At 72.4% G+C, this 19,499-nt stretch carries 16 protein-coding genes and 1 tRNA gene; 6 read left to right on the top strand and 11 right to left on the bottom strand.

Annotated features, from left to right (window positions below):
- Window positions 1-46: 46 nt before the first annotated feature.
- Window positions 47-1,543, top strand: a complete 1,497-nt coding sequence (locus tag ACZ7L1_RS12890; RefSeq protein ID WP_471436658.1) for an FAD-dependent monooxygenase — start codon at window positions 47-49, stop codon at window positions 1,541-1,543.
- A 36-nt stretch (window positions 1,544-1,579) separates the two neighbouring features.
- Here ACZ7L1_RS12890 and ACZ7L1_RS12885 read toward each other — a convergent pair whose 3' ends face one another.
- A complete protein-coding gene (locus ACZ7L1_RS12885; RefSeq protein WP_471436656.1) occupies window positions 1,580-2,698 on the bottom strand; it encodes a PP2C family protein-serine/threonine phosphatase in 1,119 nt (372 codons plus the stop codon).
- A gap of 394 nt (window positions 2,699-3,092) precedes the next feature.
- Between ACZ7L1_RS12885 and ACZ7L1_RS12880 the strand changes: the two genes are divergently transcribed.
- On the top strand, window positions 3,093-4,454 hold the full coding sequence (locus ACZ7L1_RS12880) for an MptA/MptB family glycosyltransferase (protein ID WP_471436654.1): 1,362 nt from the start codon (window positions 3,093-3,095) through the stop codon (window positions 4,452-4,454).
- Window positions 4,455-4,462: 8 nt separating this feature from the next.
- Here the strand turns inward: ACZ7L1_RS12880 and ACZ7L1_RS12875 are convergent, their stop codons facing one another.
- On the bottom strand, window positions 4,463-5,695 hold the full coding sequence (locus ACZ7L1_RS12875) for a cytochrome P450 family protein (protein WP_471436652.1): 1,233 nt from the start codon (window positions 5,693-5,695) through the stop codon (window positions 4,463-4,465).
- A 136-nt stretch (window positions 5,696-5,831) separates the two neighbouring features.
- Between ACZ7L1_RS12875 and ACZ7L1_RS12870 the strand changes: the two genes are divergently transcribed.
- Window positions 5,832-7,064, top strand: coding sequence for an FAD-dependent oxidoreductase (locus ACZ7L1_RS12870; protein WP_471436651.1), 1,233 nt, complete (start codon window positions 5,832-5,834; stop codon window positions 7,062-7,064).
- A 104-nt stretch (window positions 7,065-7,168) separates the two neighbouring features.
- Here the strand turns inward: ACZ7L1_RS12870 and ACZ7L1_RS12865 are convergent.
- The 5 genes from ACZ7L1_RS12865 to ACZ7L1_RS12845 all read right to left on the bottom strand — a co-directional run bounded on the left by ACZ7L1_RS12865 (window position 7,169) and on the right by ACZ7L1_RS12845 (window position 12,223).
- A tRNA-Pro gene (locus ACZ7L1_RS12865) sits at window positions 7,169-7,242 on the bottom strand.
- A 109-nt stretch (window positions 7,243-7,351) separates the two neighbouring features.
- On the bottom strand, window positions 7,352-8,266 hold the full coding sequence (locus tag ACZ7L1_RS12860; RefSeq protein ID WP_471436649.1) for a YceI family protein: 915 nt from the start codon (window positions 8,264-8,266) through the stop codon (window positions 7,352-7,354).
- A gap of 175 nt (window positions 8,267-8,441) precedes the next feature.
- Window positions 8,442-9,524, bottom strand: coding sequence for a maleylacetate reductase (locus ACZ7L1_RS12855; RefSeq protein WP_471436647.1), 1,083 nt, complete (start codon window positions 9,522-9,524; stop codon window positions 8,442-8,444).
- The gene (locus ACZ7L1_RS12850) at window positions 9,521-10,393 is read right to left on the bottom strand and encodes a dioxygenase family protein (RefSeq protein ID WP_471436645.1); all 873 of its coding nucleotides are present in this window, start codon (window positions 10,391-10,393) and stop codon (window positions 9,521-9,523) included. The genes ACZ7L1_RS12855 and ACZ7L1_RS12850 overlap by 4 nt, the downstream gene beginning before the upstream one ends.
- Before the next feature lie 54 nt (window positions 10,394-10,447).
- Window positions 10,448-12,223 (bottom strand): FAD-dependent oxidoreductase, encoded by a 1,776-nt coding sequence (locus ACZ7L1_RS12845; RefSeq protein WP_471436643.1) that lies wholly within the window; start codon window positions 12,221-12,223, stop codon window positions 10,448-10,450.
- Window positions 12,224-12,342: 119 nt separating this feature from the next.
- On the opposite strand from ACZ7L1_RS12845, the gene ACZ7L1_RS12840 reads away from it, so the two are divergent.
- From ACZ7L1_RS12840 to ACZ7L1_RS12830, 3 genes are all read left to right on the top strand, one after another.
- Window positions 12,343-14,055 (top strand): helix-turn-helix domain-containing protein, encoded by a 1,713-nt coding sequence (locus tag ACZ7L1_RS12840; protein ID WP_471436641.1) that lies wholly within the window; start codon window positions 12,343-12,345, stop codon window positions 14,053-14,055.
- Between the two features lie 47 nt (window positions 14,056-14,102).
- Window positions 14,103-14,459 carry a DUF779 domain-containing protein gene (locus ACZ7L1_RS12835; protein WP_471436938.1) on the top strand — a complete coding sequence of 119 codons (357 nt, stop codon included), beginning with the start codon at window positions 14,103-14,105 and terminating at the stop codon, window positions 14,457-14,459.
- 75 nt (window positions 14,460-14,534) lie between these two features.
- Window positions 14,535-15,761: a phosphodiester glycosidase family protein gene (locus ACZ7L1_RS12830; RefSeq protein ID WP_471436639.1), complete on the top strand. Its 1,227-nt coding sequence runs from the start codon at window positions 14,535-14,537 to the stop codon at window positions 15,759-15,761.
- Window positions 15,762-15,764: 3 nt separating this feature from the next.
- Here the strand turns inward: ACZ7L1_RS12830 and ACZ7L1_RS12825 are convergent, their stop codons facing one another.
- The 4 genes from ACZ7L1_RS12825 to ACZ7L1_RS12810 form a co-directional block, all read right to left on the bottom strand.
- Window positions 15,765-15,959, bottom strand: a complete 195-nt coding sequence (locus tag ACZ7L1_RS12825) for a hypothetical protein (protein WP_471436637.1) — start codon at window positions 15,957-15,959, stop codon at window positions 15,765-15,767.
- A gap of 220 nt (window positions 15,960-16,179) precedes the next feature.
- Window positions 16,180-17,286 carry an acyl-CoA dehydrogenase family protein gene (locus tag ACZ7L1_RS12820; protein WP_471436635.1) on the bottom strand — a complete coding sequence of 369 codons (1,107 nt, stop codon included), beginning with the start codon at window positions 17,284-17,286 and terminating at the stop codon, window positions 16,180-16,182.
- Window positions 17,283-18,464, bottom strand: a complete 1,182-nt coding sequence (locus ACZ7L1_RS12815) for an acyl-CoA dehydrogenase family protein (protein WP_471436633.1) — start codon at window positions 18,462-18,464, stop codon at window positions 17,283-17,285. Before ACZ7L1_RS12815 ends, ACZ7L1_RS12820 begins: the two co-directional genes overlap by 4 nt.
- Window positions 18,461-19,432, bottom strand: coding sequence for an NADPH:quinone oxidoreductase family protein (locus ACZ7L1_RS12810; protein WP_471436631.1), 972 nt, complete (start codon window positions 19,430-19,432; stop codon window positions 18,461-18,463). Before ACZ7L1_RS12810 ends, ACZ7L1_RS12815 begins: the two co-directional genes overlap by 4 nt.
- Window positions 19,433-19,499: the final 67 nt, after the last annotated feature.

The following is a 19,499-nucleotide window of genomic DNA, read 5'->3' as shown; positions in this document are numbered from 1 at the left end:
ACCTGGTATACATATAGCCCGAGACGAGGAATGAGAGGGAGCGACGGTGTTGACGGAGCGCACGACCGAGGTCGTCATCGCGGGCGCCGGCCCGACCGGGCTGATGCTGGCGTACGAACTGGCTCTGGCCGGGGTCGAGACCCTGGTGCTGGAGAAGCTGCCCCAGCGCATCCAGCAGGTGAAGGGCGGCGGGATCCAGCCCCGTACCGCTGAGCTCCTTCAGTCCCGTGGGCTGCTGGAGCCGCTGCTGCTGCGGGCCACACCGCGTGAGCCGGTGGGCGGGCACTTCGCGGCCCTGCCCGTGCACCTGGACTGCACCCCCTGGCGGACCAGGCACCCTTTCCCGATCGCGATCCCGCAGTGGGAGGTCGAGGAAGTGCTCGAGGAGCGGGCGATCGCCGTCGGTGCGCGGGTCGTGCGCGGCACCGCCGTCTCGGGGATCGAGTCGGACGACGACGGCGTGGTCGTGGCGTCGGACGATCTGAAGGTGCGGGCCCGCTACCTGGCGGCGTGCGACGGCGCCCACAGTACGGTGCGGAAACTGCTCGGGCTGCCGTTTCCCGGCAGGCCCGGAACGCATCAGGCGGTGGTGGCCGACATCCGCCTGTCCGCCGTGTCGTCGCTGGTGCCGCGGCAGATGGGCCATATGAGCAGCCTGACCCGTCACGCGGGCGACTACTGGGCCATGCTCGTCCCTCTCGGCGGCGACCGGTACCGGCTCACCTTCGGTCGCGCGGACCAGGCGGACACCACCCGTGACCTCCCCGTCCCGCAAGAGGAGATCACTGCGGCGCTGCACGCCGTGTACGGCCCTGAGACCACCCTCGGTGCCGTGGACAACGCGTCCCGGTTCAGCGACGCCACTCGGCAACTGGAGCACTACCGCGCGGGCCGGATCCTGTTCGCGGGCGACGCCGCCCACATCCACCCGCCGCTGGGCGGCCAGGGCCTCAACCTCGGCATACAGGACGCGTTCAACCTCGGTTGGAAACTGGCCGCCGCCGTCCAGGACCGGGCGCCGAGCGGCCTCCTGGACAGCTACCACGCCGAACGGCATCCGGTCGGAGCCCAGGTCCTGCATCACACGTCGGCGCAGCGCGTGCTGGCGGATCCGAACCCGAGCGAGGACGTGGCCGCCCTGCGTGACATCTTCATCGACCTGCTGCGTCTGCCCGATGCCAACCGGCACGTCGCGGGACTGATGTCCGGCCTCTCGCTGAGCTACGAACTGCCTGGCAGGCATCCGCTCACCGGACAGCGCACACCGGACGCCGACCTGGTCACCGAGGCCGGCCCCACCCGGCTGTCGACGCTGTTCGGCTCTGGGCACGCCGTCCTGCTCGATCTGGCCGGGGCCGTCCCGGCCGACTTCGCGCTCCCGCCACGGGTCGACCTCGTCCGTGCCACCTGCACCGACGACCTGGGCGCCGCTGCCCTGCTCATCCGCCCCGACGGCTACGTGTGCTGGGCCGCGGACAGCTCCGCCGCCGGCGACGATTCGCTGCTCACCACCATCGCCGGCCACCTTGCGAAGGCGCACTGAGCCGGGTGCCCGCCACGGCCTGACCGCGCTCGCCCCTTACGCGGAGTGCACTCGAGCCGGAGTGTGCCGGCAGCGCACAGCGAGGGCCGCGATGTCGTCGTCGAGCCTTCCGCCGCTGTAGTGGAGCAGGTCCTGATGGAGCCGGTCCAGCAGCTCGCGGGGCGGCGTCGGGCCGTGCTGCCGCATCCACTCCGGGAGCGGGAAGAACGTGCCGCTGCGGTCCCGGGTCTCCGTGACGCCGTCGGTGTAGAGCAGCATCTGGTCGCCCGAGGCGAAGGCGATGGTGTCGATGTAGTAGTGGTTCCCGAGGAGCGTCGCGAGGTTGAGGGGTGGCGAGGGGAGGCTGGGTTCGAGGATCTGGATCTCCCCGTGGCGCACCAGCACCGGTGGCGGGTGCCCGCAGTTGAGGATTCTGGCGTGCCCGCTGTCGTGACGGATCTCGGCGATGAGAGCGGTGGCGAAGTGCTCCGGCCGGTCCTGGGCGTGTGTCGCGGCGCTGTAGCGGGCCAGACTGATCTCCAGGCGATGGATGATCCCCATCAGGTCGGGCTGGTCGTACGCGTTCTCCCGGAAGCAGTTGATCACCGCAGAGGCCGCCCCCACCGCCGACAGCCCCTTGCCCCGCACGTCGCCGATGAGCAGCCGGACCCCGTACGGCGTGTCGACCGCCTCGTAGAAGTCGCCTCCGATCCGGGCCTGCTCCTGGGCAGCCAGATACAGCGACTCGACCTCGACGTGCTGGATGCGGCGCGGCAGCGGGCGCAGCAGCACCTTCTGGGCCGCGTCGGCGACGAGCCGGATCTGGAAGAGCGCCTCCTCTCGCTGAAGTCTGAGGTGGCTCGCGTACGCGGCCGCCAACGTGACCGCGACGATCGCGGCAGCCGTGTACGGCGTCCCCAGATCGGAGTAGACGAAGCTGAGCCCGATCATCACCAGCAGGCAGAACGCCCCCAGCAGGACCGTCGGGAGCACGGGCCACATCGCGGCGGCGAGCGCGGGCGCCGCGGGCAGGAGGCGACTGAAGGCGATCTGCCTGGGAGTGGCGAACGCCAGACTGGTGACGAGGACGGTGACGACGACCGGTGACAGCAGTACGGTGTCCCGCCGGCCACCGTACGGAGGGCGGCGGCGCCGGAGCCGTCCTGACCTGATCACAAAATGCATCCTATCGGGGCGAAGCAGACACCGAGCCGCGTTGGGTGCGCGGCCGATCAGCCGCATGGAATCCCGTGCCGCGGCCCGCCACGTCCCTCCGGTGAACGGCGCGTGCTCCGTCCGGCGCTCCGCCCGGCTTCGGGACAACTCCCCGCCGGGCATCCTTGTGCTCGGCGTGTCGTCAAGGTGACGCGCTGCAAGCCGGGGCAGCGACCAACCCGGGCACAGAAGGCGACCGCGCCGACGCTCGGGCTTGATTCCTTCGCGTACCGCTGCCAGGCTCCCAACCCGGGCCGGATGTGGATCTCGGTGACCGTGTGGCTGTTGCCCGCGGTTCCCTCGACCGCCTCAGGCCCCGGCCGGACAGAACCCGACAGCGACTCAGCGAGTGACCGTGACGACCGACAACGACGAGTGGACTCCGCGTTCCGCGGGCCGGATGCGGACAACTCCCTCGCCGGGGCTGACGGTCGTCGGGCAGTTCCGGCCGCGCACGGCCGTATGGACGGCCGTGGCAGGCATCGCACTGTTCGCGCTGGTCGGCGCGAGCGCGCCGAACCACAACACACTCAGGGCGCCGATCACCTGGCTTCGGTTGCCCGCCATGCCCGGCGCCGTGTCCGCGGCGGTCACCTACGCGGCCATCGTGCTGTCGTGTCTCGGGACGCTCGGCCTTCTCCGCGCGCACGGGCGGGGCTGGAGGCCACACCCACGGATCCTGTACGGCGCCGGCGCACTCGCCGTGCTCGTCGTCGCCAACCTCACCCCGGTCGGCTCCTCCGACATGGCCAGTTACGCCGCGTACGGCCGTATCGCCGCGCTCGGCGCCGATCCGTACGTGACGACCCCCGCCCAACTGGGCGGCGCCTACGCCCATCTGGTGAGCGAGGGGTGGCGGTACACCCCGTCCGTGTACGGGCCGGTCGCAACCTGGTGGCAGGCCGCTGGGGCGTTCGTCGGCGGTGACCGGCCGTGGCTGACCATATGGGCGCTGATGCTCGCCAACGCAGCCGCGTTCCTGGGCACCGGCTACCTGCTGATCCGCACGGCCGACGATCCGGTCCGGGCCGGACTGCTGTGGATCGCCAACCCGCTCCTGATCGGCGTGCTGGTGGCGGGCGGGCACCTGGACACCATCATCGCGTGCCTGACCGTCTGCGCGATCCACTTCGTCCGCCGGGCCACCCGATGGCACCACGACCTGATCGTCGGGAGCCTGGTCGGCCTGGCCTGCGGTGTCAAGATAAGTGCCGCCCTGCTCGGCGTCGGACTGGCCTGGCCGTTGCTGCGTGCAGGCGCCTGGCGACAGGCTGCCCGGATGACGTTCGCGGCCACGCTGACGCTCGCCGTTGTCTACAGCGCGTACGGTGTGCACGCCCTCGCCCCGCTCTCCGACGCCTCCCAACTGGTCTCCACACCGTCGTTGTGGGCCGTGTTCGAGAAGTTCGGCGCCTGGTTCCTGGGCCCTCGTGGGGCCGCGACCGCCACCGGTGTCCTGTGGCCCGTCGTGATGCTCGCGCTGGCCTGGGCACTGCACCGCCGCGTCCCGGCGGGCGTTCCCGCCGTCGTCGCCGTACCGTTCGTGCTCACCTTCGCCTGGGTGCTCACCGCACCGTGGACGATGCCCTGGTACACGGCTGTCGCCTGGGCGTCGGCGGCCTTGTTCCGCCAGGGCCGCCTCACCCAGTACCTCGTCGTGACCACCGCGCTCCTGGCCCTGTCCCACAACAGCGGCGGTCACGGCTGGACCCTGTGAGCCAGTCTTCACCGGGCGTCGGTGGGACTGGGAGTGAACGTGACGGGCAGACGCTCGGGGCCGCGCAGGCCGCCGGGCCTCCATCGCAGCTCCTCCGGCGGGACGGCCAGGGCGAGACCGGGGAGGCGGCGCAGGGCTGTTCCGATGGCGACCTGGCCCTCCAACCGGGCCAGCGGTGCGCCCAGGCAGTAGTGGATGCCGTGCCCGAACGCGAGGTGGGCGTTGTCGCCACGGGTGATGTCCAGACGATCGGGATCGGGGAACCGTGCCGGATCCCGGTCGGCGATGGCGGAGGCCACCAGCACGGTGGCGCCGCGCGGGATCGTCACGCCCGCGATCTCGACGTCCTCCCGCGCGAAACGGGCGATGCCGGGGTTGACCGGTCCGTCGTAGCGCAGGAACTCCTCGATCGCGTCCGGCAGCAGCGCCGGATCGTCCCGTAGCAGCTGAAGCTGGTCCGGATGGGCGAGCAGTGCGGCGATGCCGCCGCCGATCAGGTTGACCGTGGTGATGTATCCGGCCACCAGGAGCAGGAACGCCATGGCGATCAGCTCGTCCTCGTCCAGCCGCTGCTGCTCGTCACGCGCGGTGATCAGAGCGCTGAGCAGGTCGTCCTCCGCGTTGGCACGCTTGGCCTCCAGAAGCTTGGTCAGGTACGCGCGCATCTGCTGCCAGGCACCGTCGACCACGGCGGGGTCCGGCGGCTCGGGTCCCCGGAGGATCATGTCGTCGGTCCACCGCTGGAAGTCGTAGCGGTGCGTCGTGGGCACCCCCAGCAGTTCGCTGATCACGGTGACCGGAAGCGGCAGCGCGAAGTCCGCGACGAGGTCCGCGTGGCCTTGCTGCACGATCGCGTCGAGCAACCCGTCGGTGATGGCCTGGACGCGGGGCCGCAGCTCGGCCACCCGGCGCGCGGTGAACGCCTTCGAGACCAGCCGGCGCAGGCGGGTGTGGTCGGGCGGGTCCGCCCGGAGCATGGTGCGCAGCATGGACTCGCGCTCCGTCGCGGGCAGCTGTTGCAGGAGCCGGGGGTCCGACGCGTCGCGGACGTCGCTGCACAGCCGCGGGTCGGAGAGCGCGGCGAGGCCGTCCTCGTAGCGCGTGACCAGCCAGGCCTCCAGGCCGCCGGCGATGACCGCGCGACGCACCGGGCCTTCCTCGCGCAGCTGCCGGTAGAACGGGAACGGGTTTGCCACGAAGGCCGGGTCGGCATAGGGAAGGAGGATCGGCTGCTCGCTCATCGTGGTCTCCCGAAGTGCGTCGAAGTGCTTCACGGAACGTCTGGGGTGGCCACGGACTGTGTGGCGGATTCAGCAGACTTTGAAGATATATGTCCCAGTATGGTGAGGCTGCCGTTCACGCCGAAGGGAGCACCTGATGGAGCGGACCACGTGCTGCGTGGTGGGTGGCGGCCCCGCCGGAATGGTCCTCGCCCTGCTGCTGGCCCGGTCCGGCGTGGAGGTCACCGTCCTGGAGAGGCACGGCGACTTCCTGCGCGACTTCCGCGGTGACACCGTGCATCCCTCGACCCTGGCCCTGCTGGACGAGTTGGGGCTCGCCGAGCGGTTCGCCCGGCTGCCGCAACGGAGGGTGACGACCGTTCAGTTGCCGATCGGCCCGGACCGTTCGCTGGTCACCGTCGGAGACATCGGCGCGCTGAGGGGCGCGTACAACTACATCGCCATGGTGCCGCAGTGGGACCTGCTCGACCTCCTGGCGGACGAGGCCCGACGGGAGCCGTCCTTCTCGCTGCGGATGAACACCGAGGCGACGTCCTTCCTGGTGGAGCGCGGAAGGGTCACGGGGGTGCGGTACCGCACGTCCGACGGCCGTACCGGTGAGCTGCGGGCCGCCCTCACCGTCGCCTGCGACGGCCGGGGCTCGCTGGCCAGGGCACTGCCCGAACTGCGGCTGCGGCACTTCCCCTGCCCCATGGACGCCTGGTGGTTCCGGCTGCCGCGGCGGCAGGAGGACCCACAGGGGCTCGTGGGAGGCGTCGGCGACCGGTTCCTCACGGCCATGATCGACCGTGGGGACTACTGGCAGTGCGCCGTGCTGATCCCCAAGGGATCCGATGGTCGACGCCGTGCGGCCGGCCTCACGCGGTTCACGGCCGACTTCACGGCCGCCGTCCCCTGGCTCGCCGACCGTGTGCACACGCTGCGGTCATGGGACCAGGTGAAGCTGCTCGACGTGCGCCTGGACCGCCTCAGGCGCTGGCACCGCCCGGGTCTGCTGTGCATCGGCGACGCGGCGCACGCGATGTCGCCGGTCTTCGGCATCGGCATCAACCTGGCCGTGGAGGACGCCGTGGCCGCCGCGCGGCACCTCGTCGAGCCGCTGCGCGCGGGCACGGTCGGCCTGCGTGACGTACGCGCCGTGCAGCGCCGCCGCCGGCCCACCACGGCCGCCACCCAGGCGCTGCAGCGGACCGCCCATGCCCGGGTCATCGAGCCGCTGCTGGCGGGCCGCCCGCCCTTCGGCAACCCCGGGCGGGCACAGCGTATGGCCGGCCTGCTCACCACCTCGCGGTGGCTGAATCGGGTTCCGGCGTACTTCCTCGCCTACGGCGCCGTACGCGAGCGGCCGCCTGCTGCGGCGGTTCGCTGAGGGGCGGTTCGTTCTCCGTCGAAGCGGAGGGACACCGCCGGCTCCCGCCCGAGCCGTTCCGGCCGGGAGCCGTCCCTGGCCTGCGGAAGCGTCCGACATCACTGTCGGGACGACAGGATTTGAACCTGCGAGCCCTTGACCCCCAGTCAAGTGCGCTACCAAGCTGCGCCACGTCCCGTCGCGCTCCCGCGTGTACCGCTGGAGCGCGCAGGTAAACCCTACCGCACCCTGCTGAGGGACCCTCATCCGGCGGCCGGCACCGGCGGCCGGCCGCCGCCCGTGGCGCCCTACTCCGGCGGCGTCGGCGTGTCGTGGGTGCGGTACATCGCCTGGACGTCGAGCTCCAGTTGCACCGTCGGGCCGACCACCGCGATGCCCCGGGCCAGCATGGAGCGCCAGTTCAGCGTGAAGTCCTCGCGGTGCAGCTCCGCCTTGGCCAGGGCCGCGCAGCGCAGCTCCTCGCCGTAACCGCCGTTCACCATGCCGAGGTACGTCGTGTCCAGCGCCACCGAGCGGCTCACGCCGTGCATCGTGAGGGAACCCTGCAGCGTCCACTTGCTGCCGCCCCGGTACGCGAAGCGTGTGCTGGTGAAGTCGATGTACGGGAAGCGCTCGACGTCCAGGAAGTCGGCGGACCGCAGATGGTTGTCGCGGGTGGTGTTGCCGGTGTTGATGCTGGAGGCGTCGATCCGGACGTGGACGCGGGACTGCGTCATGTCCTGGACGATCTGGATGCCGCCGTCGAAGCGTTCGAAGCGGCCGTGGACGTTGGCCATGCCGACGTGCTTGGCGATGAAGCGGATCGCCGTGTGCGGCGGGTCGAAGAGCCAGGCGCCCGGCATCGGCAGCTGCTGGGCCTCGGCCGGCTGCAGCCAGATCCGCTCGGTGCGCGCCGCCGTGCCCGCCACTATCTCGACGGTCTCGCGGTGCGGCCTGAGGCCCTCCGCCGCGACCAGCAGGCTGTAGTGGCCGGGCGGCAGCGCGGCGAGGAAGAAGCCGTAGGGGTCGGTCGTGCCACGCGCCGCGACGCGGTGCGTGTCCAGGGCGGTGACGGTGACGTCCGCGGATCCCATCGGCGAGCCCATCGGGTCGACGATCTCGCGTGCGACGGCACCCGCGCCGGGCGGGAGGGGGAGCGAGAGGCCCGCCGCCTCGGCCGAGGCGCCCCGGGTCCGCCGACGCCGGAGCAGTGCGAGGGCCATGATGTTTCACCTTTCGTCACGGTGGCGCAGCCGTGCGAGCGGCGGCTCGGGGCACGCCGAAGCGGCCGCGCCTGCATGCGGTCCCCCCCTTCTCGATCTTGGGCCGGATCGCGCCGCCGCGGGTGTCTCATTACGAGACAGTTCAGGCGACGGGGTGCGCGCCGTCGTGAAGCCCCTATGCCGCGGCGGTCTCGGGTGGCCGTCCCTCGTACGCCGCCCTCAGCACGCCCCGCACCCCGTCCGCCGTCACCGGGCGCGGGTTGGCGTACGACTGGGCCGTCACCTGGGCGGCGGCCGCCGTCACGTCGGGTTCCGCCAGGCCGAGTTCGGCGAGGGAGCGCGGCGCGCCGAGGCGCCCGCCCAGCTCCCACAGGGCGCGCGCGACGTCCTCGGCGCCCAGCGCCCGGCGCAACGCGGTCACCGCCTCGGGGGCCGCGGGGGCGTTGTGGGCGAGGACGTACGGCAGCACCACCGTGTGCGTCTCCGCGTGCGGCAGCCCGAAGGTGCCGCCCAGCACGTGGCACAGCTTGTGGTGCAGCCCCATCGTGGTCGAGCCGAGGCACGCCCCGCACAGCCACGCCCCGTACAGTGCGCGGCTGCGTGCCTCGAGGTCGCCCGGGTCGGCGACGAGCAGCGGCAGCGCCTCGGCCATCGCCCGGGTGCCGTCCTCCGCCATCAGTTGGACCAGCGGGGAGGTGTCGGGGGCGTACAGCGCCTCGACGGCGTGGGCGAGCGCGTTGATGCCGCTGGTCACGGTGAGCGGTACGGGCAGGGAGAGGGTCAGTTCGGGGTCGTAGACGACGCTGCGGGGCTGGACCTGCGGGTCGCGGCCGGTGCGCTTGGCCCCGTGTTCGGTAAGCCCCCACACGGGGGTCATCTCGGAACCCGAATAGGTCGACGGCACGGCGATCAGCGGCAGCCCGGTGCGCAGCGCGATCGCCTTGCCGAGGCCGATCGCGGAGCCGCCGCCGACCGCCACGCACCCGTCGGCCCCGGCCGCCCGCGCCGCCTCGACGCCCCGGTCGGCGACGTCGGCCGGTACGTGCATACGGGCCTCGGCGTGCAGTCCCGCGCAGGCGTCGCCGAGGGCGTCGGCGACCGCCCGTGCGGTGGGCTCGCCGCGGCTGCCGGAGATCACGAGCAGCCGCCGCAGGCCCAGGCGCGCGGCCTCGTCCGGGGTCGCGGTGACGGCGGCGCCGGGCCGGAAGACGACCCGCACGGGCCGCGTCTCGTAGGTGAAGTCGGTGGTGAAGGTCATGTCGCACGCTCCAGGACGAGGTCGAAGCGGGCTTGCCGGAACGGGTTGGGTACCCCGAACTCCCCTGCCTTGAACGGGTCGTCGGTGACCGTGAAGTCCTGCACCAGGCTCTTCTTCACGGCGAACACGGCGTCGGAGTCCAGGTAGTCACTGCCGGCCACGAAGATGTGCGTGGTGACGGGGGTGTGTCCGTCGGCGGTGGCGATGAAGTGGATGTGTGCGGGGCGGTACGGGTGCCGGCCGGTGGCCCGGAGCAGTGCGCCGACCGGGCCGTCGGTGGGGATGGGATACGGGGCCGGTACGCAGGTGCGGAACCAGAAGCGGCCCTCGGTGTCGGCGGTGAACAGCCCGCGTCCGTTGCCCGCGGGCCGGCGGTCCGGCTGCTGCACGTCGTAGTGGCCGTCGGCGTCGGCCTGCCACACGTCGAGGACGGCGCCTGGCAGGGGTGTGCCGTCCTCGGACAGCACCCGGCCGCTGACCACGCACGGCTCGCCACTGCCCACCAGGTCCATGTCGTCGCCGAGTTCACGCACCGGCGACTCGGTCATGTGGAAGGGGCCGAGGACGGTCGACTCGGTGGCGCCCGGTGCGCGGTGGCCGTTCAGGGTCTCGACGAGCATGGAGACGCCGAGGACGTCCGACAGCAGGATGAACTCCTGACGGGTGTCCGTGCAGGCCTGCCCGGTCGCCGTCAGGAAGCCGACGGCCTTCTCCCACTCCTCCTGGGTGAGTCGCGTCTCGCACACGAAGGCGTGCAGATGGCGGATCAGGCCCGTGAGCAGCTCGCGGAGCCGGGAGTCGGCGCTCGCGCCGATACTGGCGACGGCCTCCTCGGTGACCGTGTCCTCGGCGGTGCTGTCGATGGTCATGCCGTGCTCCTCGTCGTCCACGACGTACCTGCCGCTTCCTCCATGATCCCGCGTTCAGGCGTGTCCGAGGATGCGCCGCAACGCCTCGGACAGCAGTTCCCGGGCGTCCGGGGCGGCGGACGCGTGCCGGAACGCGACGAAGCCGTCGGGCCGCACCAGCAGGGCGCCCGCGTCGGAGATCTCGCGCAGCCGCGCCCAGTCTCCGTAGGGGTCCTCGTACTCCTGGCCCGGACCGATCACCACGGTGGCGATCCCGGTCTCCTGGGCCTTCGCCGCCCGCACCCAGCACTCGCCGCCGATACCGGTGAGCAGGGTGAAGCGGCCCTTGCCGACCGTGTCGAGGGTGGACAGGGTGCGGGTTCCGGAGGTGATCCAGGCGTGCGGGAGCCTCGCGCCGGGGCGGGAGGAGGGCTGGTGGTACAGCTCGGGGTCGCGGGTGAAGCCCGGGTCGGGGGTGCCGTCCGGGACGATCGCGTCGGAGACGTAGCGCTGGTTGAGGTCGACGCCGTGCGCGTTGAACTCGTACACCTTGAAGGCGATCGCCTCGCGCAGCCTCGCGCGCTGCTTCTCGGCGGCCTCGGTGGCCTCCTTGCGTGCGGCGATGTTGGCCCACAGCTGCTCGGGGGTCTGCGGGGACAGCCCGTCGAGCGCCTCGAAGACGGGCGCGGTCTCGCCGATGGACTGGTTGGCGCGGGTGACGATCTGCTTGCCGACGGGGGCGCGCTCGGCGGTGTAGGACTGCAGCAGCTGGGGGCTCGCCGTGCCGTCGAGGACCAGCTTGAGCTTCCAGGCCAGGTTGTAGGAGTCCTGGATGGAGGTGTTGGAGCCGAGGCCGTTGGACGGCGGGTGGCGGTGCACGGCGTCCCCGGCGCAGAAGACACGCCCGCTCGAGTAGGTCTCCGCGTACATCTCGTTGACGGTCCACGCCGAGGACGACTTGACGGTCACCGGTATCTCGTCGTCGCCGACCAGCTTGCGGATCACGGACTCGGCGTACTCGGTGGTCAGGTCGGGGGCGCCCGCCTCGACGTCGTAGCCCCACACGATGAGCCACTCGGTCCAGGGCCGCACGCAGCGCACCAGCCCGGCGCCGATGCCGCCGACCGTCGCTCCGGGTGCGAGGACCCAGTAGAGGGTGGAGGGGCGGTGGGCCGTGTACTTCGTCAGGTCGGCGTCGAAGACGATGTTGATGCTGCCGGCGACGCCCATCTGACCGCCCATCGGCAGGCCCGCGTTCTCGGCGACCCTCGAGCGGCCGCCGTCCGCGCCGATCAGGTACTTGGCGCGGATCTCGTAGGTGTCCCCGCGCAGCCGGTCGTGGACGGTGGCCGTGACGCCGTCGGCGTCCTGGGTGTGGGAGAGGTACTCGGTCTGGAAGCGCAGCCGGGTGCCGCGGGCGACCGCCGCGCTCACGAGGACCGGCTCCATGAGGTGCTGCGGCATGTCGCACACACGGGTGGGACTGGCGAGTTCGTGCGCGGCCTGGACCAGCGGGTCGTTGCCCCAGGAGCGCACCCGGCCCAGCTCCTCCCCGGCGAGGCTGGTGCAGAAGGTGGTGTTGCCCATGAGGTGCTGCGGGGTGGCCTGCCGGATGACGTCCTGTTCCACGCCGAGGTCGCGCAGCACCTCCATCGTGCGCTGGTTGGTGATGTGCGCGCGGGGCGTGTCGGCGAGGCTCGCGTAGCGGGTCACGACGAGGTTGGGCACGCCGTAGGTGCTCAGGGCGAGCGCGGCCGAGGCACCGGCCGGGCCGCTGCCCACGATCAGAACGTCGGTCTCGACGACGGTGGACACGGGGCGCTCCTGATGGGGGGGACGGACACCAAGCATTCGTGATCATGGATCCGCGCGAGAGCGTGCGGGTGTCTCATTACGAGACATTGCGCCCGTCCCTCGTGAGGAGGGGGCGGTTGTTGCGTCTTCAACCGACCCGCTACGGTGGTGGCGTTGTGACCACCACAGAGGACTCCCCCGCACGCCCCGCGCTCGACCCGCTGCGTCTGGCACGCGAGCGGTTCCTGTCGGGGCGTCCGCTGCCCGACGGCGTACCGGAGGAGGTCGTCGCCGCCTGGCGGCGTGCGAGGTTCTTCGGGGTGCCACACGACTTGAAGGAGCCGTCCGCCGATCCGGTGCATCCGGTGGAGTCTGCGCTGCTGGAGGCGGCCCGGCCCGTGCTCGGACGGATCGCCCCGGCGCTCGGCCGAGGACGGTCGGTCCTCGTCCTCACCGACGAGCGGCTGCGGGTGCTGTGGACGGCCGGGAGCGTGGTCGGGCTCGATCCCTGGCCGGATCTGTCGGAGCGGGCGGTCGGCCACAACAGCGCGGCGCTCGCCCTGCGTACTCGGCGCCGGGCCGAGGTGCACGGGCCGGAGCACTTCCTCGACCGGTGGCAGGACGTGTCGGCGGTCAGCGTCCCGGTGTCGGCGCCCTGGACCGGGCAGACGCTCGGCACGGTGACCGTGGCGTCACAGCTGTGCGCCGGGTGTCCGCCGCACCCGGGCGCGGCGCTCGCGGAGGCGGCCGCCGCGGCGGTGGAGGCCGAACTGCTCGCCCGGGCACGGCCCCCCGAGCGGGTCCTGCTGGACGCCTATCTGCGGGCGGCGCGCCGGCCGGAGGCCGCGGTGGCCGCGCTGGACGGTCTCAGCCGCCTGGTCAGCGCGGCGGCGGAACGCATGCTGGCGCCGGAGTCCCTTCACGCCCTGGAGCGTACGGCGGTGGCGGCACGGCACCAGGAGGACCTGCCCGCCGAGGCCGTCCTGCCCGAGGGCACGGGGTGCACCGCGCGGATCACTCCGGTACGCCGGGACGGCGCGGCCATCGGCATCGTGGCCGTACTGGAGCCGCTGGCCGACACCCCACCGCCGGTGCCGCGCCCGGCCGTCGCCCTGGTCGGCCGCTCGGTCCCCTGGCGCCATGCCGCGGGGCGCGCCGTCGAGCTGGCCCGCTCCCGGGAGCCGCTGCTGCTGACCGGTGAGCGCGGCACGGGGAAGACCGCGCTCGCCCGGGAGCTGCTGGGCGAGCGCGCCGCACGGGTGGTCGACGCGGCGGAGAACGGGGAACTCGACCGCGCGCTCGCCGAGCTGGCCCGGGGCCGTCCTCTCCTGCTCCGCCACGCCGAACGGCTCGCCCAGTCCGGTGTGGCCGCACTCAACACCCTGCTCGACGCGCACCCCGAGGCACCGCTGCTGGTCACCTACACGCCCGGCGCGCCGCCCGGCCCGTGTCTCCAGCGGCTCCTCGACACGCTGGCCGCCCGTTCGGTCACCCTGCCCGCGCTGCGCGAGCGCCCCGAGGACATAAGGGAGTTGCTGCCGGTGCTGGCCCCGCGGCCCGCACCCGGCCGGCCGCCGTTGACCTGGGCACTGGACGCCCTGCGCGCCCTGGAGCGGTATCCGTGGCCCGGGAACGTGACCGAACTCGCGCATGTCGTACGAGCGTTGGCGGAGCACCGCCGGGCGTCCGGGCCGGTCCGCCGGGCCGAGCTGCCGGATCCCGTGCGCGACGGACCCGCGGTCCGCCCGCTCAGCCCGATGGAGCACGCCGAGCGCACCACGATCCTGGAGGCACTGCGCCGCCACGGCGGCAACAAGGCGCGTACGGCGGCGGCGCTCGGCATCGGCCGCGCGACGCTCTACCGCAAGCTGCGCGGTTACCGGGGCTGACCGCAACGTCGTTGCAACGTGTCCCGTGCTGGGATCGTGGCGTGACCATGGACATGATTCCGCGCGTGGAGCTGACCCCCGCGGCCGCCGAGCTGGTGCGGCGGTTGCGGGAGGTCCACGGGCCACTGATGTTCCACCAGTCCGGCGGCTGCTGCGACGGCAGCGCGCCCATGTGCTACCCGGAGGGCGAGTTCCGCACCGGCGGCTCGGACGTGCTGCTCGCGGAACTGGAGGTCGACGGGGTCGGCGAACCGGTCGGTTTCTGGATGTCCAGGAGCCAGTACAAGGCGTGGAGCCACACCCGGCTGATCGTGGACGTGGTGCCGGGCCGTGGCAGCGGCTTCTCCCTGGAAGCACCCGAAGGAGTGCGTTTTCTCATCCGTTCCCGCGTCGTCGACGCCTGAGCACCGCGCGGGACACCACCGTCTGGTGCACTTCCCCCGAGTCCTGCGCAAGTTGACGAGACATCAGGGGGAGCTGTGACGCGTCGCGACAGACGGTTCAGAACCGTACTGACGGCTTTGCTGGCATGGAGCGCACTGGCCGGTGCCGCCCTCGCGGGGGCCGCACCGGCCAGTGCCGCGCCGGGCGCGCGGAGGATCGCGCCGGGTGTCCAGTACAGCGAGTTCGACATCTCCGCGGCCCACGGGGTGACGCGCGCGCACCTCGTCACCGTGGACCTGCGCGATCCGCGGGTACGGGTCGACCTGCTGCATCCGCGGGCCGTGGCCGCCCGCGCCACCGTCTCGCAACTCGTCGGCGCACAGCGTGCGGTGGCGGGCATCAACGGCGACTTCTTCAACATCACCGAGACCCAGCATCCGTGGGTCCCGGCGACCGGCTCGGCCGTGGGCCCGGCCGTCGCGGGCGGGCACCCGCTCAAGGCCGCCGTGCCGCGCGGGCAGCGCTTCGGGCCGGCCCTGCCGCCCGGCACGAGCACCGAGGACGTGCTCGGTGTGGGCACGGACCGTACCGCGCGCCTCGACCGGCTGACCCTCGACGGCTCCGTGACCACACCGGGCGAGCAACTGCCGCTGCGCGGGCTCAACCAGTACGCGCTGCCTGAGGGGTCGATCGGGGCGTACACCTCGGACTGGGGCAGCGTCTCGCGGCTGCGCGCCATCTGCGGGACCGACTCCGACCGGGGTGGGCCGTGCAGCGCGGACTCGTACGAGGTGACCGTCCAGGGCGGCCGGGTGGCCGCCACGGCCGATCATCCGGGCAGCGGCCCCATCGCGGCAGGCAGCACGGTCCTGGTGGGCCGTGAAGCGGGGGCGCAGCAACTGCGCAAGCTCTTCAAGGGGGAGAAGGTTCAGGTGCGGCACCGGCTGGTGGCGGCCGCGTCCGGGGTTCCGTACCGCTTCGCCGTCGGCGGCTTCCCGGTGCTGCGGCACGGCACGCCACTGGCCGGCCTCGACGGCACGACATCCGCCGTGCGCACCGCGGTGGGCATCGAGGACGGCGGCCGCCGCCTGCTGCTGCTCGCCCTGGACGGCTCGGCCGCCTATCGCAGCGGCCTGACCGTCTCGGAAGTCGCCCGGACGTTGCGGTGGCTGGGTGCCACGGACGGCTTCGACCTCGACGGCGGCGGCTCCACGACCCTGGTCACCCGGTCGTCGGACACGGGCGCGGTGAGCGTGCGCAACCACCCCAGTGGAGGGGTCGAACGCCCCGTCCCGGACGGGATCGGGGTGTTCAGTTCCTGAGCGTCAGGGGCGCAGGCTGCTGACGATCTGCGCGGTCGTCGCGAGCCCCTGGTGGATGGTGGGGGCCATGCTCGTGCTGGCCAGGAAGAAGCCGAGCAGGATGCAGACCAGCGCGTGCGAGATCTTCATCGCCCCGTTGCGCAGGAAGATCACCGCAATGATCAGGAGCAGCAGCACCATCGAGATGGAAACGGCCATCATCATCCTCCTCCGCCACGCCACTTCGCGGCTTTCGGCCGCAAGTGTGGCGTAGCGGAGGGTTCATCCGGGCGGCTGACGTGTCCGCCGAACGTGTGGTTCTAGGACCGTTCGTGGGCGTCGAGGTATGCCTCGAGGCCCACGAGGTCTCCGTGTCGACTCGCCGGGCGCACACGGAGAAGCCCGCCCCGGGCAGGGCGGGCTTCTCCCGGGCGTCACATCAGGGGGCCTGGAGGTCGACCAGGTCGGCCAGCGCCTCGAGGTGGGCGCCCGCCGTGCCGTAGGCGATCGAATCCGCCTTGGCCCGCTTCAGATACAGGTGGACCGGGTGCTCCCAGGTCATGCCGATCCCGCCGTGCAGTTGCAGGGCCTCCTCGGCGGCACGGACGGCGACGGGTGCCGCGTACGCCTCGGCGACGGCGACCGCGATGTCCGTGTCCTCGCTGCCCGCGGCGAGCGCGTCGGCCGCGTGGCGGGCGGCGGCCCGCAGACCCGCGATCTCCAGCCACAGCTGTGCGAGCCGGTGCTTGAGCGCCTGGAAGCCACCGACGGGCCGGTTGAACTGCTTGCGCTCCTTCAGATAGCGCACGGTCTCGGTCAGGCACCAGTCGGCGACGCCGAGTTGCTCGGAGGCGAGCAGTCCCGCGCCGACCCGCAGGGCTCGTCGTACGGCCGGTCCGGCGTCCGTGGTGAGCAGGCGCCCGGGCGCGCCGTCGAGGGCGACCGTGGCCGGCGGGCGGGTGAGGTCGAGGGCAACCTGCGGGGTGATCGTGACGGCGGCCGCGTCGACGGCGTACAGACCGAAGTCGTCCGCCGGAACCAGCAGCACATCGGCTGCGGCCGCGTCCGCGACGGCACTCAGTTCCCCGTGCAGCGCGCCGTTTTCGTGTCGTACGACGCCGTGGGCGCCGCCGGGCCCGGCGGCCAGCCCCACCGCGAGCGCGCCCACGGTCCGCCCGGACGCCAGCTCCGTCAGCAGCTTGGCGGCCTCGTCGCTGTCGCAGGCGAGCAGGGCCTCGGTCGCCACCACCGCGCTCGTCAGGTACGGCACCGGGGCGACCGCGCGCCCCAACTCCTCCAGGACCACGGCGGCTTCGCGGTGCGAGGCGCCATGGCCGCCCAGGGACTCCGGGACCAGGAGACCGGCGAGACCCATGCCGTCCGCGAGTGCCTGCCACAGCGAGCGGTCGTGCGGGGCGTCCGACTCGATGCGCGCGATCACTCCCGCGGGGTCGCAGTGGTCCGTGAGGAGGTCGCGGACGGCGGAGCGCAGCGCCTCTTCCTCCTCCGAGTAGAGCAGATCGGGCTGTGTGCTCGTCGCGCTCATCGGGCCAGGTCCTTCCATGCGACGTCCTTGTCGGTGCGCGGCTCGGCGGGCAGGCCCAGGACGCGCTCGCCGACGATGTTCAGCAGGACCTCGCTGGTCCCGCCCTCGATGCTGTTTCCCTTGGAGCGGAGGTAGCGGTAGCCGGCGTCACGGCCGGTGAAGTCGACGAGTTCGGGCCGGCGAAGGGTCCAGTCGTCGTACAACAGGCCCTCCTCGCCGCGCAGCTCGACCTCCAGGCCGCTGATCTCCTGGTTGAGGCGGGCGAAGGCGAGCTTCATGCCGGAGCCCTCGGGGCCGGGCTGGCCCACGGCGAGCTGCTGGCGCAGCCGTTCGCCGGTGAGCCGGACGACCTCGGCCTCGACCCACAGCCTCAGCAGCCGCTGGTGCAGGTCGTGGGTGCGCAGTTCGGGGCGCTCGCGCCAGGTCCTCGCGACCGGACCGATCATGCCGCCCTCGCGTGGGATGCGCATCCCCCCGATGGACACCCGCTCGTTCATCAACGTGGTCTGCGCGACCCGCCAGCCGTCTCCGACCTCGCCGAGGCGGCGGGCGTCGGGGATGCGGACCCCGGTGAGGAAGACCTCGTTGAACTCGGCCTCACCGGTGATCTGGCGCAGCGGCCGGACCTCGACGCCGGGGTCGGTCATGTCGCAGATGAAGTAGGTGATGCCCTGGTGCTTGGGCACGTCCGGGTCCGTGCGGGCGATGAGGATGGCCCAGCGGGCGATGTGGGCGCTGGACGTCCACACCTTCTGACCGCCCACGACCCAGTCCTCGCCGTCCCGGACGGCCCGCGTACCGAGGGCGGCGAGGTCCGATCCTGCGCCGGGCTCGCTGAACAGCTGGCACCACACCTCCTCGCCCGTCCACAGCGGCCTGAGGTAGCGCCGCTTCTGCTCCTCGGTGCCGTAGCGCAGGATCGTCGGCGCGGCCATGCCGAGCCCGATGCCGATGCGACGGGGGTCGTTGTCGGGGGCGCCGGCTGCCTCCAACTCGGCGTCCACGACGGCCTGGAGGGAGCGGGTGGCGCCGAGGCCGCCGAGGCCCTCCGGGTAGTGCACCCAGGCGAGTCCGGCGTCGAAGCGGGCCCTGAGGAACTCGAGGCGGTCGGTGGTCGCCGGCGGGTGGGCAGCGAGCAACTCCTGCGTACGGCGGCGCAGTTCGGCGGCGTCGGTCATGCGGCAGCTCCGTTCTCCAGGACGACGGCGACCCGGCCGGTCGTCACGCCGTCGGCCACGCGCTGCACGGCGGTCGCGGCACCGCTCAGCGGGACACGCTCGCTCACCAGGGGCCTGATGGCGCCGCGGGCGGCCAGCTCGGTGAGCTGCTGGTGGCAGTGCTGGACCAGCTTCGGGTTCTTGGTGTTGTAAAGGCCCCAGTGCAGGCCGAGGATCGAGTAGTTCTTGACAAGTGCGTGGTTCAGCCCCGGGCTGGGGATGGAACCGCTGGCGAAGCCCACGACGACGATCCGGCCCTCGAAGGCGACGACCTTCGCGGACTGTGCGTACGCCTCCCCGCCCACCGGGTCGTAGATCACGTCGGCGCCCCGGCCGCCGGTGGCCTCCTTCACCGCGGCGACGACGTCCTCGGCGCGCCGGTCGATCACCACGTCACAGCCCAGCTCCCGGGCGACGGCCGCCTTGTCCGCGCCCCCGACGACGCCGATGACCCTCGCACCGGCCGCCTTGCCGAGCTGCACGGCCGCGCTGCCGACCCCTCCTGCGGCAGCGTGGACGAGCAGCGTCTCGCCGGCTTCCAGGCCGGCCCGGCGGTGCAGACCGAACCAGCCCGTCTGGTAGCCGATGTGCAGGGCGGCGGCCTCGGCGTCGTCGAGGGAGTCCGGGGCGGGCAGCAGGGCCGCGGCGTCCGCGAGCGCGTACTCGGCGAAGCCGCCGTACGGCAGCGCCGGGTTGGCGATCACGCGGCGCCCGTCCTCGGTCTCGCCGCAGATCTCCACGCCCGGCGTGAACGGCAGCGGCGGCCGGACCTGGTACTGCCCGCGGCACAGCAGCGCGTCCGGGAAGTTGACGTTGGCGGCCCGTACCTTCAACAGGACCTGGCCGTCACCGGGCGTGGGCCGCTCCACCTCCGCGAGGCGCATCACCTCACTCGGCTCACCGTTCTCGTGCACTTGCCATGCCTGCATGCGGGGCCTCCACCGACTGCTCTGTCCGACCGGGCTCACCGCATACTAAGCGGTCGCTTGCCCATGA

The organism is Streptomyces sp. NPDC107546, assembly GCF_055639175.1.
The sequence above is the reverse complement of the archived record's forward strand: the minus strand, read 5'-3'. Positions and strand labels throughout refer to the sequence as shown.

Bases quoted from the DNA above. Each gene is read 5' to 3' on its own strand.
- ACZ7L1_RS12875 (WP_471436652.1), bottom strand. From the start codon at position 5,695: ATGAGCGAGCAGCCGATCCTCCTTCCCTATGCCGACCCGGCCTTCGTG.
- ACZ7L1_RS12870 (WP_471436651.1), top strand. From the start codon at position 5,832: ATGGAGCGGACCACGTGCTGCGTGGTGGGTGGCGGCCCCGCCGGAATG.
- ACZ7L1_RS12860 (WP_471436649.1), bottom strand. From the start codon at position 8,266: ATGGCCCTCGCACTGCTCCGGCGTCGGCGGACCCGGGGCGCCTCGGCC.
- ACZ7L1_RS12855 (WP_471436647.1), bottom strand. From the start codon at position 9,524: ATGACCTTCACCACCGACTTCACCTACGAGACGCGGCCCGTGCGGGTC.
- ACZ7L1_RS12850 (WP_471436645.1), bottom strand. From the start codon at position 10,393: ATGACCATCGACAGCACCGCCGAGGACACGGTCACCGAGGAGGCCGTC.
- ACZ7L1_RS12845 (WP_471436643.1), bottom strand. From the start codon at position 12,223: ATGCTTGGTGTCCGTCCCCCCCATCAGGAGCGCCCCGTGTCCACCGTC.
- ACZ7L1_RS12835 (WP_471436938.1), top strand. From the start codon at position 14,103: ATGGACATGATTCCGCGCGTGGAGCTGACCCCCGCGGCCGCCGAGCTG.
- ACZ7L1_RS12825 (WP_471436637.1), bottom strand. From the start codon at position 15,959: ATGGCCGTTTCCATCTCGATGGTGCTGCTGCTCCTGATCATTGCGGTG.
- ACZ7L1_RS12820 (WP_471436635.1), bottom strand. From the start codon at position 17,286: ATGAGCGCGACGAGCACACAGCCCGATCTGCTCTACTCGGAGGAGGAA.
- ACZ7L1_RS12815 (WP_471436633.1), bottom strand. From the start codon at position 18,464: ATGACCGACGCCGCCGAACTGCGCCGCCGTACGCAGGAGTTGCTCGCT.
- ACZ7L1_RS12810 (WP_471436631.1), bottom strand. From the start codon at position 19,432: ATGCAGGCATGGCAAGTGCACGAGAACGGTGAGCCGAGTGAGGTGATG.